The 13,976-nt window shown below is 72.4% G+C and carries 15 protein-coding genes; 5 read left to right on the top strand and 10 right to left on the bottom strand.

From position 1 onward, the window contains the following. The first annotated feature begins 33 nt into the window (after positions 1-33). Together D7044_RS08000 and D7044_RS07995 are read left to right on the top strand one after the other, a co-directional pair. On the top strand, positions 34-549 hold the full coding sequence (locus D7044_RS08000) for a SigE family RNA polymerase sigma factor (protein ID WP_120678400.1): 516 nt from the start codon (positions 34-36) through the stop codon (positions 547-549). After that, positions 546-1,397, top strand: coding sequence for an RAD23 family protein (locus tag D7044_RS07995; RefSeq protein WP_120688398.1), 852 nt, complete (start codon positions 546-548; stop codon positions 1,395-1,397). Before D7044_RS08000 ends, D7044_RS07995 begins: the two co-directional genes overlap by 4 nt. A 79-nt stretch (positions 1,398-1,476) precedes the next feature. Here the strand turns inward: D7044_RS07995 and nadE are convergent, their stop codons facing one another. The 4 genes from nadE to D7044_RS07975 form a co-directional block, all read right to left on the bottom strand. After that, on the bottom strand, positions 1,477-2,361 hold the full coding sequence (gene nadE, locus D7044_RS07990; RefSeq protein WP_411710972.1) for an ammonia-dependent NAD(+) synthetase: 885 nt from the start codon (positions 2,359-2,361) through the stop codon (positions 1,477-1,479). A 25-nt stretch (positions 2,362-2,386) separates the two neighbouring features. Next, a complete protein-coding gene (locus D7044_RS07985; RefSeq protein ID WP_120678394.1) occupies positions 2,387-2,779 on the bottom strand; it encodes a VOC family protein in 393 nt (130 codons plus the stop codon). A 5-nt stretch (positions 2,780-2,784) separates the two neighbouring features. Continuing rightward, on the bottom strand, positions 2,785-3,423 hold the full coding sequence (lipB, locus tag D7044_RS07980; protein WP_370461786.1) for a lipoyl(octanoyl) transferase LipB: 639 nt from the start codon (positions 3,421-3,423) through the stop codon (positions 2,785-2,787). Positions 3,424-3,541: 118 nt separating this feature from the next. After that, the gene (locus D7044_RS07975; protein ID WP_120688396.1) at positions 3,542-5,365 is read right to left on the bottom strand and encodes a DUF2079 domain-containing protein; all 1,824 of its coding nucleotides are present in this window, start codon (positions 5,363-5,365) and stop codon (positions 3,542-3,544) included. A 241-nt stretch (positions 5,366-5,606) separates the two neighbouring features. Between D7044_RS07975 and D7044_RS07970 the strand changes: the two genes are divergently transcribed. Continuing rightward, the gene (locus tag D7044_RS07970) at positions 5,607-6,812 is read left to right on the top strand and encodes an extracellular catalytic domain type 1 short-chain-length polyhydroxyalkanoate depolymerase (protein WP_120678388.1); all 1,206 of its coding nucleotides are present in this window, start codon (positions 5,607-5,609) and stop codon (positions 6,810-6,812) included. A gap of 94 nt (positions 6,813-6,906) precedes the next feature. Here the strand turns inward: D7044_RS07970 and D7044_RS07965 are convergent, their stop codons facing one another. Then, entirely contained in the window at positions 6,907-7,806 is a 900-nt protein-coding gene (locus tag D7044_RS07965; protein ID WP_120688395.1) for a TIGR01777 family oxidoreductase, read from the bottom strand. A gap of 57 nt (positions 7,807-7,863) precedes the next feature. Continuing rightward, a complete protein-coding gene (locus tag D7044_RS07960) occupies positions 7,864-8,862 on the bottom strand; it encodes an aldo/keto reductase (protein WP_120688394.1) in 999 nt (332 codons plus the stop codon). Between the two features lie 53 nt (positions 8,863-8,915). On the opposite strand from D7044_RS07960, the gene D7044_RS07955 reads away from it, so the two are divergent. Further along, positions 8,916-9,278, top strand: coding sequence for a MerR family transcriptional regulator (locus D7044_RS07955; protein ID WP_411710966.1), 363 nt, complete (start codon positions 8,916-8,918; stop codon positions 9,276-9,278). 165 nt (positions 9,279-9,443) lie between these two features. Here D7044_RS07955 and D7044_RS07950 read toward each other — a convergent pair whose 3' ends face one another. Beyond that, entirely contained in the window at positions 9,444-10,928 is a 1,485-nt protein-coding gene (locus D7044_RS07950) for a hypothetical protein (protein ID WP_120688392.1), read from the bottom strand. A 20-nt stretch (positions 10,929-10,948) separates the two neighbouring features. Further along, positions 10,949-11,308, bottom strand: a complete 360-nt coding sequence (locus tag D7044_RS07945) for a hypothetical protein (protein WP_120678380.1) — start codon at positions 11,306-11,308, stop codon at positions 10,949-10,951. Between the two features lie 36 nt (positions 11,309-11,344). Here D7044_RS07945 and D7044_RS32270 point away from each other — a divergent pair, with 36 nt between their 5' ends. Next, positions 11,345-11,521: a hypothetical protein gene (locus D7044_RS32270; protein ID WP_158609963.1), complete on the top strand. Its 177-nt coding sequence runs from the start codon at positions 11,345-11,347 to the stop codon at positions 11,519-11,521. 14 nt (positions 11,522-11,535) lie between these two features. Here the strand turns inward: D7044_RS32270 and D7044_RS07940 are convergent, their stop codons facing one another. After that, a complete protein-coding gene (locus D7044_RS07940; RefSeq protein WP_120678378.1) occupies positions 11,536-12,459 on the bottom strand; it encodes a TIGR03621 family F420-dependent LLM class oxidoreductase in 924 nt (307 codons plus the stop codon). 56 nt (positions 12,460-12,515) lie between these two features. After that, on the bottom strand, positions 12,516-13,886 hold the full coding sequence (locus tag D7044_RS07935; RefSeq protein ID WP_120688391.1) for a low temperature requirement protein A: 1,371 nt from the start codon (positions 13,884-13,886) through the stop codon (positions 12,516-12,518). Positions 13,887-13,976: the final 90 nt, after the last annotated feature.

Here is a 13,976-nt window from a genome sequence, read left to right as displayed (position 1 = left end):
CGTGTATGACGCGAGGGAGAGGACGCGCAGCCGATGCACGGGGATGACGAGCAGCAGTTCACCAACTGGGTCGACGCGCGGGCGTCCGCGTTGCGGCGCACGGCGTTCCTGATCTGCGGCGACTGGCACGCGGCCGACGACGCCGCGCAGGCCACCCTGACGAAGCTCTACCTGGCGTGGCCTCGGCTCACCCGGCGGGACGACATCGACGGGTACGCCTGGCGGGTGTTGACCCGCTCCCTGACCGACGAGTGGCGCAGGCCGTGGCGACGGCGGGAACACCCCGTCGAGTTGGTGCCGGACCGGGCCGCGGACGACCACACCGGGCAGGTGGATCAGCAGCGGCTGGTGCTCGACGCCCTGGCCGGGCTGCCCGGGCGGCAACGCGCCGCGTTGGTGCTGCGGTTCTGGCAGGACCTGTCGGTCGAAGAGACCGCCGCCGCGCTGGGGTGCAGCCCCGGGGCGGTGAAGAGCCACACCTTCCGGGGCCTGCAGGCGCTGCGTGTGCGTCTCGGAGACGGGTTCCTGATCGAGCAGAAGGGAGCGTGAACGACATGGAGGAACGCGACGTCCGGCGGTTGCTGTCGACCGCGCTGGGCACCGAACCGCCGAGCCCGTTCGACACCGCGGGGGTGGTGACGCGCGGGCGTCGGACCCGCAGCCGTCGCCGGCTCGCCGCGTCGAGTGGGGCCGTCCTGGCCGTGGTCGCGGTGACGCTACCGCTGGTCGTGGGCCTTCAGCCGTCGGCCACGACCGTCGCGGGCGGCCGGGAATCAGCTCCGGCGATGCGCTCGGCTGGCCCCACCGTCTCGCCGTCGCCGAGCCGGACCGCCGTGCCTTCACCCGGCGGTGCGGTCGTGCCTTCGACCACCACCACGCCGTCGGATATGCCGACGGGGCGGGTCGTGCTCACGGCGGGCTGCGCCACCGCCGATCCGAGCGCGGCGGCCGACGATGAGCACGGTCTGCCCGCCAACCAGCCGAAGCTCATGGATCTGTACGACCGGGTGGAACCGGTGGTGAAGCGGAGGTTCCCGCAGGTGTACGCGGGCGGGCGGCTGGCCAACCCACGGGACCGGATCGAGTTGTTCCGCAAGCCGTCGGGCGCGTTCGACGAGTACGTGCTCCGCGAGTTCGCCCGCGACTGCGTCGCGGTGTTCGACGCGCGGTACTCGGCGAAGGAGGTCAAAGCCCGCGCGGACCAGATCATGGCCGACCGGCCCTACTGGGCGGCGCGGGGCATCACCGTCGCGCAGGTGAGCTTCGACAACACCGGGCAGGTGCTGCCCGTCGGGGTGAAAGGTGACGTCGCTCGCGCCCGTGCCGAATTCCCCGACCGGTACCGCACCGGCGTACCCATCGAGGTCAGCGAAGCCGCCGAGATCAAGTTCCGGTAGCTCGGCGACCTCCGCCGCCTTCCACCGCCGACGGTGACGCCTCGATCGACCAGGCGGGGTGCACCCGGACGTACGCCGGTTACCGGGACCCGTGGCTGTGGAGGCGGTCGTCAGCGGTGGTGGGAGCCGCAGCGGCGACGCCTTCCTGAGGCGGCGCGATCGGCAGGCAGCGCTTGTGCTCGGTGGCGCGGTAGCGGGCGACCAGCGCCTCCTCCACCTCCGCGGGCACGGGCTGCCCCTCCAGGTACGCGTCGATGTGCTCGTACGCCAGCCCCAGCGCGTCCTCGTCCAGCTTGCCGGGCGTGAGGCTCTCCAGGTCGGCGGTGGGCGCCTTGCCGACCAGCTCAGCGGGGGCGCCGAGCGCCGCGGCGATCGCCCGTACCCGTCGCTTGGTCAGCCCGGTGAGCGGTACGACGTCAGCCGCCCCGTCGCCGTGCTTGGTGAAGAAGCCGGTGACCGCCTCGGCGGCGTGGTCGGTGCCGACGACCAGCCCAGCCATCGCGCCGGCCACCGCGTACTGGGCGATCATGCGCTGCCGGGCCTTGACGTTGCCGTGCACGAAGTCCTGCTGGGCGGCGTCGCGGAAGGTCAGCCCGCCCGCCAGCAGCGTCTGCAGCGCGGCGTCGCTGGCCGGCTTGACGTCGACGGTGAGCACCCGGTCGGGCCGGATGAACTCCAGGGCTGTCTGGGCGTGGTGCTCGTCGGCCTGCACGCCGTACGGCAGGCGCATGGCGACGAAGGTCGCCGGGTGGCCGGCCTCCCGGGCCCGTTCGACCGCGAGCTGGCAGAGCCGCCCCGCCGTGGTGGAGTCCACTCCGCCGCTGATGCCGAGCACGAGCGTCGACAGTCCGGTCTCGACCAGCCGGTCGGCGAGGAAGACGATCCGGCGTTCGATCTCCGCCAGGGCGTCGAAGGTCGACGGCACCTGGAGGTCGGTGGCGATCTGCTGCTGCGTCGACAGCACGTCGGTCAACGGGACTCCTTCGCGGTCAGGCGGGGCCGAGCAGGTCCCAGCGGTTGCCGGCGAGGTCGCGGAAGACGGCCACCCGGCCGTACGGCTCGGTGCGCGGCGGTCGTACGAACTCCACCTTCGCGTCGACCATTCGCCGGTACGTGGCGTCGAAGTCGTCGACCTGCAGGAAGAAACCTACTCGACCCGCTACCTGGTTGCCGATCGCGGCGGCCTGCTCGTCTCCGTCGGCGCGGGCGAGGAGCAGACCGGTCCCGCCGCCGGGCGGCCGGACGACCACCCAGCGTTTCGGGCGGCCGTCGTTGGTCAGCGACGGCGAGTCCTCGGCGAGCTCGAAGCCGAGTACCTCGGTGAAGAAGGTGATCGCCGGGTCGTACTCGGCGACCACGACGGTGACGAGGTCGACCCGCATCCCGGTCAGGACTCGACGGCGACGATGGTGCCCAGGTGGCGCTCCACCACCGGCAGCACGTCGGCGACGGTGATCTCACGGCCCAGCTCGGCGGTGAGCGACGTGGTCCCCGCGTCCCGGATGCCGCAGGCCACGATCCGGTCGTAGTAGCTCAGGTCGCAGTCACAGTTGATGGCGAAGCCGTGCAGGGTCACCCCACGGGCCACCCGGATGCCGATCGCGGCGACCTTGCGGGCGGGCCCGCGGTCGTCCTCCGGCACCCAGACGCCGCTGCGCCCCTCGACCCGGCCGGCCGTGAGCCCGAACTCGGCGCAGACGTCGATCAGCATCTGCTCGGTACGCCGCACGTAGGCCACCACGTCCACCGGGTCGGGCAGCCGCACGATCGGGTAGCCGACGAGCTGGCCCGGACCGTGCCAGGTGATCTTGCCGCCGCGGTCCACGTCGATGACCGGGGTGCCGTCCGTCGGCCGGTCCCACGGCTCGGTGCGCTTGCCCGCCGTGTAGACGCTCTGGTGCTCCAGCAGCAGGACCGTGTCGCCCTGCTCGCCCGCCACCACCGCTTCGTGCAGCCGCCGCTGCTCGTCCCAGGCGGCCTGGTAGTCGAGGAGGCCGGCGCGGACGGCCGTCAGGCCGGAGGTCATCGTGCTCACGCCGTTCAGCGTAGTCCGGTAACCGGCCGGTGGCGCTGGTGAGCCGCCTCACCGCCGCCGCACTGCCGCCGCACCGCCGGCTCGGCGCGCCGGCGACCCGGGCAGCCGATCAGTCCTGCGGGACCCGCCAGAGCCAGACGTCGTCCACCCGCTGCGGCTCGCCGAGCAGGGCGGTCGCGGTGCGCCGGACCGCGTCCTGGTCCACCTCGAACTTCGCCCCGTGCACCTGGTCGGGGAGCACCACCGCCTCGACCCGCCAGTACGCCAGGTCGGCGCGGACCTCCCGCAGCGTGCCGTCGGTGACGATCGGCACCAGGCCGGTCCGGGCCGCCTGGTCCATCAGCGCGCTGAACGGGCGCGGCACGGGGCCGATCCGGCCCCGGCCGTCCGGGCCGCCGGGGCCGAGGAAGAAGCCGGCCGGGATGCGGAACTCGCCCTGCCGGTGGGAGAGGGCGTACGCCTGCCAGCGCTGCCCGTCCGGGTAGATGTCCACGGCCGTCGGCACGGGGGTGAGCACCCCACCCGGGGAGACGTAATCGCGCCAGGTCCCGGCGGTGATGAACCGCGGGATCGGCTCGCGCTCGTCGGTCAGCAGCGGGGTGGGCAGCAGCGGGAGCAGCGCGACCACGAAGCCGATCGACCAGGCCACCTCGGTCGAACGTCGACGCCGCGCCGACCGGAGCTGGTCGAGGGTGTACGCCAGCAGCAGCCCGATCACCGGCGCCACCACCAGCGCGAGCCGGGCGGGCAGCGCGGCGTTCACCACCGGCAGCTGTCCGAGCACGTCGAACGGCATGGGCACGTCGGTGCGGTCGCCGTCGAACTTCGCGACCGGCCCCCAGGAGAGCACGCCGAAGACGACGGCCACCGCGGCCAGCGCCCAGAGCGTTGCGCGGCGGGCCGGGTCGGCGCGCCGCCAGAGCGCCACGAAGCACACCACGGTGAGCAGCAACAGCGGGATCCCGAAGAACGAGTTCTCCTCGGTCGGGTTGGGGGCCAGCGAGGTGCCCAACCCGGCCTCGCCGGCGATGGAGCGCCGCGGGTACGCGCCGAACGCCGCGATGTCCTCGGAGTGGGTCACCGGGTCGAAGCCGGTGCCGTGGAACCGTTGCGGGCCGGCGAAGTGCAGCCAGAGCGGGTACGCCAGCAGCGCGCCGGCGACCACGGCGGTGACCGCGAGGCCACGGAGGAAGTTCGGCAGCGCCGCCCTCGCCTCGGCGCGCCGGGCCGGGTGCAGCGACCAGACGATGACGAAGAGGCCGAGCGCGAGGGCCGTGAAGAAGAGCCCCTCGGCGGCGATGGAGAACGCGATCGCCACGAGCACGCCGAGGATGACGCCGTCGCGCAGCCAGTGCCCGGGTCGGCGCAGCGCGAACGCGCGCCAGATCAGCAGCGGCACCAGCCAGCCGGCCGTCCAGTTCAGGTGGGCGTTGGCGTGCGAGACCATGCCGGGGGAGTAGGCGATGAAGAGGGCGCCGACCGCGGCGGCGAGCCGGCTGCGGACCAGTTGCCGGGAGAAGAGCACGTACCAGGCGATCGCGGTGGCGGCCAGGTTCAGGGTGAGGATCACCAGGAACGTGACGGGTGGACCGACCAGGTAGGTCAGCGGCGCGAAGACCACCGCGTACACGGTGATCGAGGTGTTGACCGCGAGGTTCACCCCGTCCGGCACGTTGATCAGGTGGGTGAAGAGCGGGTTCTCGCCGTGCGTGAGCGCGTGCCCGCCGAACGCCAGCAGCCACTCGAAGAGCGCCTGGTCGCTGGAGTTGACGGTGATCGTCCGTACGTTCGGGTCGCGCCACAGCCCACTGGTCACCCAGACGGCGAGAGCGAGCGCGGCCAGCACCACGATCAGGTCGATCCCGCGCCCCCGGACGGTGCGCGGCGGCGAGGCGGGCGCGGGCCCGGTGGTCACGGACGGGGAGGTCGGCACGCAGCGGACGTTACCAATCGGAACTGGACGTGCCGGTCATACATGCAAGGAGCGTCCCCTTCTTGTCGTCTCCGCCGGGCGCGGCCCGGTTCACCCCCGGCGAATCGCGAGCGCCGCTCGCGGCGAACACAGCGGTGGTTGTGAATGTGTGCCGGTCACCCATGTCGCAGCTCTGTCATTTCGTCGTAACGTCGCGGCAATTCGCAGGTGACCCAGTTCACACCTTCCTCTGGAGGCCGCCGTGCGCCGCCCCTCATCCCTGCTCGCCCGGCTGGCCGCGGTGGCCGCCGGGCTCGTCCTCGCCGCCGCGGGCGCCGTCACCCTCGCCGCGCCCGCCCAGGCGGCCACCCTCACCCAGGTGTCGAGCTTCGGCTCGAACCCCGGCAACCTCACCATGTACGCCTACCGGCCGGACAACCTGCCGGCGAACTCCCCGGCCGTCGTGCTGCTGCACGGCTGCACGCAGAACGCCTCCGGCTACTTCACCAACTCCGGCTGGCGCAAGTACGCCGACCAGTGGGGCTTCGCGCTCATCGTGGCCGAGCAGAAGTCCGCGAACAACGCCACCAGCTGCTTCAACTGGTTCGAGACCGGGGACACCGCCCGTGGCCAGGGCGAGGCGCTCTCCATCAAGCAGATGGTCGACCACGCCAAGGCGAACTTCGGCATCGACAGCGGCCGGGTCTTCGTGAGCGGCCTCTCCGCCGGCGCCGCGATGAGCGCCGTCATGCTCGCCACCTACCCCGACGTCTTCGCCGCCGGGTCGATCGTCGCCGGCATTCCGTACCGCTGCGCCACCAGCATGATCAACGCGTTCGGCTGCATGAACCCGGGCACCGACAAGAGCCCGGCCGCCTGGGGTGACCTCGTCCGCAACGCGTACCCCGGCTACAGCGGACCCCGGCCCCGGGTGGCCATCTGGCACGGCACCTCGGACACCACCGTCGCCCCGCTCAACGCCGCTGAGGCCCGCGACCAGTGGACGAACGTGCGCGGCGTCGCGCAGACCCCGACCAGCACCTCGTCGCTGCCCGGCGGCACCAGCCTCGAGGTGTACGGCAACGACGTCGTCCGGCTCTACCGGGTCTCCGGCATGGGCCACGGCACCCCGGTCGACCCGGGCAGCGGAGCGGAGCAGTGCGGCAACGCGGCCGCCTACTTCCTGGACACCATCTGCTCGGCGTACCGGGACGCGGCCTTCTTCGGTCTGAACGGGGGTGGCGGCGACCCGACCGACCCGCCGCCCACCGACCCGCCGCCGACGGATCCGCCCACGCCGGTCTGCACGACCGCCAGCAACTACGCGCACGTCGCCGCCGGTCGGGCGTACCACTCGGGCGGGTACGCCTACGCGAACGGCTCCAACCAGCGGATGGGCCTCTACAACACCTTCTACACGACCACCCTCAAGCAGACCGCCCCCAACCACTGGGTGATCGGCTGCTGACCCCCATCCCCTCTGGGCACCTGGTTGATCAAGAGGTTTGCGTCAAGTTCCGGCCCCGGCGTGACGCAAACCTCTTGATCAACGGGGCTGGGGGTTAGTCGGTTAGGGCGCTTTGGAGGGCGGAACGTAGGTCGGGGTGGCGGTAGGTGAAGCCGGCGCGGGTGAGGGCGCCGGGCAGCACCCGGGAGCTGGAGAGCGCCTCGACCGAGAACCCGCCCAGCACGATCTTCAGCGCCAGCGCGGGAATCGGCATGATCGCGGGCCGGTGCAGCTGCCGGGCGAGCTCCTTGGTGAACTCCGCGTTGGTCACCGGCGCCGGACCGACCACGTTGACCGGTCCGGCCACCTCCTCACGGTCCAGCAGGAACGTCACCGCGCTCAGGAAGTCAGCCAACGACAGGCACGGCCACCACTGCCGGCCCCCGCCCAGCTTGCCGGAGATGCCCAGCCGCATCGGCAGCAGCTGCGGCTTGAGCATCCCGCCGTCACGGTGCAACGGCAGCCCGGTGCGCAGGCGGACCACCCGTACGCCGGCGTCCTCGGCCGGCCGGGTGGCCGCCTCCCACACCCGGCACAGGTCGGAGAGGAAGCCCTCGCCGGCCGGCGCGTCCTCCTCCACGGCCCGGTCGCCGGTGTCGCCGTACCAGCCCACCGCCGACGAGTTGAGCAGCACCTTCGGCCGGTCCTCGGCGGGCAGGCCGGCGATGGTGATGGCCAGCGTGGTGGTCGAGTCGACCCGGCTGCTGCGCAACAGCCGCCGGTACTCGTCGTTCCACCGCCGGTCGCCCACCCCCGCGCCGGCCAGGTTGATCACCGCGTCGGCGTCGGCGACCACCGCCGGGTCGAGCTGCGCGGCGGACGGCTGCCACTGGCGTTCGTCGGGGGTCCGCGCCGGGCGGCGGACCAACCGGGTGACCTGGTGCCCGTCGGCGGTGAACCGGTCGACCAGCCGGGTGCCGAGGAAGCCGGACGCGCCGGCCATGAGGATCCGCATGCCCCTATCTTCGGGTACGCGGGGCCGACCTGGCACGTCGAGCCGAGTACGACCGGCTCACACCACCGGGGTCGGCCGCAGGTCGGCGAGGAGCCGCTCCACCTCGGCGTACGCCTGCGCGGGCAGCGGACCGAGCGTCAGCGTCGCGAAGTTCTCCTCCGCCTGCGCCACCGTCCGGGCCCCGGGAATCGGGATCGTGCGCGGGCTGCGGGCCAGCAGCCAACCCAGCGCGCCCTGCGCGAGCGTACGGCCGTCGGCGGTCAGCGCCGCGCGGATCTGCTCGACCCGGGCCGCCCACTCGGGTGTCGGACGGCCGTCGGTGAACCAGACCAGCCACTCCGGCGCCACCCCGCGCACGTCGTCCCGGCCGGCTGTCCGCTGTGCGCCGGTGAGCAGCCCCATCGCCAGCGGGCCCCGGTTCAGGGCGGCCAGGTCGTGCGCCTCGCAGACCGCCAGCATCGCGGCGTTGTCCGCGAGCACCGACTGGTCGTGCTGGATCGCGGTGCAGTGCGGTCCCGCCTTCGCGAACGCCTCGGCCGAGTCGGGGTGGTCGGTGCTCCAGCCGTACGCCCGGATCTTCCCCTCGGCGACGAGCCCCTCGAGCGTGTCGACCAGGTCGAGCGCGACGGGCACCGGGAGGTCGTTGAGGTGCAGCTGGAACAGGTCGACGTGGTCCGTGTCGAGCCGGCGCAGCGACTCCTCGAGGCTGCGCACCGCGTACGCCGGGGCCGGGTCGGTGCCGATCCAGCGCCGGGTGGCCTCGTCGGAGCGGTTGCCGAACTTGGTGGCGAGCACCACGCGGTCGCGGCGGCCGGCGAGCGCCCGGCCGAGGATCCGCTCGCTGTGCCCGGCGCCGTAGTTGCTGGCCGTGTCGAAGAGGGTCACCCCTGCGTCGATGGCGGCGTGGATGGTGCGGACCGACTCGTCGTCGTCGACCTCGCCCCAGCCGAACGGCTGCCCACCGTCACCCCACAGTGGCCCGCCGATGGCCCAGCAACCCATGCCGATCGCGCTGACCTCGATGCCGCTGCGGCCCAGTCTCCGTGTCGTCGTCATGCGCACAGCTTTCAACCTGGAGCGCACTCCAGGTCAAGCGCTAACCTCTGGGCATGTACGCCCCCTCGGAGGCCGCCCGCCGTAGCGGTTTCAGCCTTGACACTCTCCGCTACTACGAGAAGATCGGCCTGCTGAGCGACGTCAGCCGCACCTCGGGCGGCCGGCGGGTCTTCACCGACGACGACCTGGGCTGGCTCGTGCTGTTCCGCTGCCTGCGTGACACGGGGATGCCGATCGCGCAGATGTGCCGGTACGCCGACCTGGCCCGCGAGGGAGAGCACACCGCCGGTGAGCGCAAGGCGCTGCTGGAGGAGCACGCGACGCGGGTCGAGGAGCAGATGCGCCTGCTCCAGCACCAGTACGACCACCTTCGCGAGAAGATCCGCTTCTACGAGGGGCTGGCCGACGCGGCCTGACCCGCGGGCGGCTGCCGACCCGGGGACGCCGCCGGCCCTTGGTCAACTCGTGTTCAAGGAAGTCGGGGTGTCCGGCCGAGCGGGACACCCCGACTTCACGGAAGTCGAGTTGATCAAGCGACGTCGGTCCGCCAGCGACGCGCGCCGGTCAGGCACGTACACCGGTCAGGCGACCGCGCCCGCCGGGCCGGCGGCGGCCCGGCGGACCTCGACGACGACCGGCCGGGCGCCCAGGCACTGCGGGGCGAAGTGGGCCACCACGTAGTCCCAGGTCGCCTTCGCCTCGCCGTAACCGAACGTCGGCTCGCCCTGGAGGTAGATGTTCAGCACCCCGCGCGGGATCGCCCAGCCGCGCCACCAACTGTTCGTCTTCGGCGAGTACATGATCCGGTCCACCCCGTCGGTGTGGCACAGACCGAAGTAGTGGCCCAGCTCGTGGATCGGTACGTACTTCCAGAGCTGGTCCGGGGTGTTGTCGATGAAGGTGACGCCGGAGGTGCTCTTGCCGTCGAGTCCGCAGGCGCTGTCGTGCAGGTTGTTCGCGATGCCGCGCAGGCCGTCCGTGTAGCGGAAGACGCCGGCGGCGACCGGGTGGCAGAGATCGGCGGTGGCGCCCTCCGGTTCGGTGCCCTTGTTCCGGCGGTCGAGCACGTCGGTCAGGAAGTCGGTCAGCGCGGAGTGGGTGTTCGGCCGGTCATAGCCCGGGTGGACGATGTGCGCCGCCTCGGTGACCTCCCGGTTCTCCCGGTCGAAGTCCAGCATGAGCGCCAGTTCGCGCCCCTTCTCGCTGGCGGTCGAGAGCTTCGTGTCCAGCGCGCCGTCGCGCATCGGCAGCACGATGAACGGCGGGCCGTCGGCGCCCCGTGATGTCAGGTACGTCTCCAGGTCGTCCGCGGAGATCGGGTTGTCGAACTCGCCGCCGCCACCGCCGCCGAGCACCGTCTCCTTCTTGAGCGTCTTGTAGCGCTTGCGGTTCCAGAAGCCCTCGTCGAACTCGAAGCCACAGAGTGCCCGGAGGTTGATGGCACCCTGCTCGTGCAGCACGACCAGGTTCGGCACCTCCGGTTCGCGTGGCGAGGGCGTCTCCGAGTCGAGCACCGTCCGGTACGCGGTGCCGTGCAGGCGCAGCCCGAACGCGCCGTGGTCGAGGCGGATGGCCGCCTTGATCTGGCTCAGCGTGTCGCCGGAGTACTTCGCCTCCAGCAGACCGCGCACGTACCGGCGCAGCCGCTCCTTGTTGATCTCCTCGATGATGTAGTCGATCGTGTCCCCGAGCAGGAGGATGCGGCCGAGCCGGATGATTCCCAGCACCGCGCCGAGGCCGATCCGCAGCAACCCGTCGAGGATGCGGCGCCAGTCGAGCGTCACGATGCCGACGATCACGTCCCAGAGCCCGCCGACGATCTGGACGATCGCCTCGACGACCACTCCGACGAGCTTGCAGACCGTACGGGTCACCCACTTGCCGACGATGACGACGACCCACCGGACCACCTTCACGAGGATCGTGACGAACCAGCAGACCCAGCCCCGCGGGTCGTACCAGGGGTAGTCCTTGCAGCGCTTCTCCTGCCGCTCCTCCCACTCCTCGACCGGCTTGGAGACCTCCTCCTCGATCCATTCGGTGATTTCGGTGCAGACCAGTGCCATGAGAGATCGCCCCTTCGGTGTCAGGAGGCGGATCGCAGGGCACGTAGCCGGGCGAGCAGGCGCTGGCGACTCCACGCCAGGCCGAGGAGCTTGCCGGCGACGGCCGCCGCGAGACAGCTGAGGGCGGCCACCGCGTACGCCGCGCCGCCGCTCGGTCGGGCCAGGACGGCCGCCGGCACCGCGACGACGAACGCCAGCGCCGCCCAGGCGCAGCCGCAGTCGTTGAACAGGTGGCGGATGGTCCTGGCGGCTCGTTCACGCTCTGTGGTGTCGAGCCCGGGCATGGTGATGGTGACCCGGTCGAGATGGGGGCGCTTCAGCCACGAGACCAGCGTCTCCACCCGATCGAGATCAGCCACGCGAGCGATCTCGATGTTCACGGTAGGTCACCTCTCCACGACATCTCCAATCTCGGCGTGGCGGCTGACGACGTCAAGGCAGTGTTCGGCTACCCGACTCTCGTCGCGGCCGGCGGCCATGCGTGGCGGGACGTGGACGCCGCCGGCGGCCGTGCCTGGCGGGACGTGGACGCCGCCGGCCCGCGGGTGGCGGGACGGCGGCAGGTGGGCGTCGTGCGGCTCGGCCCCGGCTGACGGGCGCTGACGGGTCAGGCGAGCGCGGCGGCGCGCGGCAGCACGGGGGCGAGGGCGTCGAGGGCGTCCGCGCGGACGACGTAGCGGGTGACGCCCCAGCGGCGACGGTGAGCGGCGACCGAGGCGACGATCTCGTCCTCGGTACCGATCAGGACGAACGGGGTGGCGAGCAGCTCGGCGACGGTCAGGCCGGTCTCCTCGGCGGTCTCCGCGGCGGCGGCCTCCGCGTCGTCGGTCACCACGACCCGCTGGACGAGCGCCTCCAGCTCGGGCGGCTCGGCGCGGCCCTCGGCACCGGCCGCCACCCGGGCGAGCTGCGCCTCGATCTCCGCCGCCCGCCAGCGCACCTCGTGGCTGTGGCCGTCGGCCAGCGTACGGCCGAAACCGGCGAGCCCGACGACGTCGGCGTGCGCGCCGGCCCAGCGCAGCAGCGCCGAGTTCGCGGTGCCGACGGTGAGCGGGATCCGCCGCTGGACCGGGCGGGGTCGCTCCAGCCGGGCACCGTGGACGGCCAGGTCGGCGGTCTCCACCGTGACCTCGTCGCCGTCGAGCAGGGCGCGGGTCGCCTCGATGACGGCCACCGCGCGGCGGACCCGACCCGCCACGTCCGGTCGCTCCCGGCCGACGGCCCGCCACTCGGCCGGGGTGTGCCCGGCGCCGATGCCGAGCCGCGCCCGCCCGCCGGAGAGCAGGTCGAGGGTCGCCACGTCGGCGGCGAGCAGCATCGGTTCCCGGACCCCGGCGTTCGAGACGTACGACCCGAGACCGATCGAGCTGGTCGCCGTCGCGGCGGCGGCCAGCGCGACGAAGGGAGCGGCCACCGCACCCGGATGGTCGGCGGCGAGCAGGGCGTCGTACCCGGCGGCCTCGGCGCGCCGGGCCAGCTCGATCCAGCCCGCGGCGTCGGAGGGGCTGGCCTGGAGGGAGAAGGTGACCATGTCGCCCAGCCTGCCGGGCCGAACCCCGCCGCAGCCAGCCGAAACCCGCGATTCTGCTACCGGCAGAGGGGACCACGCCCGCGCCGGGCGTCACCGCGTCGGGCGCCACCGCCCCCCTCGGGCTCGTGCCAGGCCGCACGGTAGGCGACCTCGTGCGCCTCGTGACTCGTCCGTTCCTGGAAGACGTACGAGCGCAGGGCCTTGCGGGCGTCGGCCATGACCACCACCTCGACCGCCACGAGGCCCACGCAGATCACGGTCAGCAGGGCGAGGGTGGCGAGCGCCGGCAGCTGCGCGCCGGCCGGAATGGCGGCGGCGAGCACGACCACCACCCCCACCCGGGTCCAGGAGAGGGTGTGCAGGGTGCGGGCCTGGAACAGCATGTTGCCGCAGAAGTAGCCGATGACCCCGCCGAAGAGCAGCGGCACCCCCGGCCCGTGCGCCGGTGCGGCCAGGCTGACGTGCGGATCGCTGATCTGGCGTACGACCTCCTCGGCGCCGAGGGCGAAGGTGATGATTCCGGCGATCATCACGAGGTAGAGGTAGGCGTACGCGTCGCGGGCCAGGGCCACCCGGGGACGGCCCAGCGCCTCGTGCTGGGCGATCCGTGCCGCCGGACCGATGACGTCGTAGTGCGCCCACCAGAGCGCCGCCGTGAAGACGATGCCGCACGAGGCGGCCGCGACCGTCGCGGCGGTGACCGGCTGACCGAGCAGGTTGCCGCCGACGCCGACGGAGATGATCGACTCACCGAGCGCGATGATGAGGATCAGGTCGTACCGCTCGGTCCAGTGCTCCGCCGAGGTCACCGTCCAACCCCACGCGCCGGCGACCAGGCCGCTGCCGTACTGCAACAGCACCGTGGCGACCCAGAGCGCGTCACGCAGCATCGCCGCCCGGCCCATGTCGTCGACGTACGGCGGGACCAGCGCGGCGGCGAGCAGCAGCAGGGTGCTGACGACCACCTCCGGGGAGTACTTGAGCAGCAGCCGGCGTTCGCCCGATTTCTCCTTGGCGATGTGCCAGTAGAGGAGCAGGTGCACGGCACGGATCACGAGGTAGCTGACGGCCACCACCATCGGTCCGGCGGCGGTCCGCCGAGGGTCGCCGAACGCCTGCGGCAGGGAGAGCGCGAAGCAGAACAGGGCGGCCATCCCGACGACCATGAGCACCGGGACGAAGCCCTCGCCGAGCCGTACCCGGGCGGCGACCACGCTGTGGATCACCCAGCACCACCAGAGCACGGCGAGCACGAGCAGGCCGTGCAGCAGGCTGCGTCCGCTGATCTCCATGGCGGTGGTCCGGACGATGATGAAGAAGGAGAAGACGAAGACGAGGTCGAAGAAGATCTCGAACTTGTCGACCCGGGCGCCCGGTGCGATCGCGACGGCCGGCCCGAGCCGCCCACGCCACCGAGAACCACCCACCGGACGAGTCTGTCAGCGGCCGGGACGGACCCGGGCCGGAATCAGATCAACAGGTGCCGCGGCGCCGCGGGCCGTGACGGCGAAGGGCGC

Origin of the sequence: Micromonospora musae, assembly GCF_003626635.1 — a bacterium.
GTDB lineage: Bacteria > Actinomycetota > Actinomycetes > Mycobacteriales > Micromonosporaceae > Micromonospora > Micromonospora musae.
The sequence above is the reverse complement of the archived record's forward strand: the minus strand, read 5'-3'. Positions and strand labels throughout refer to the sequence as shown.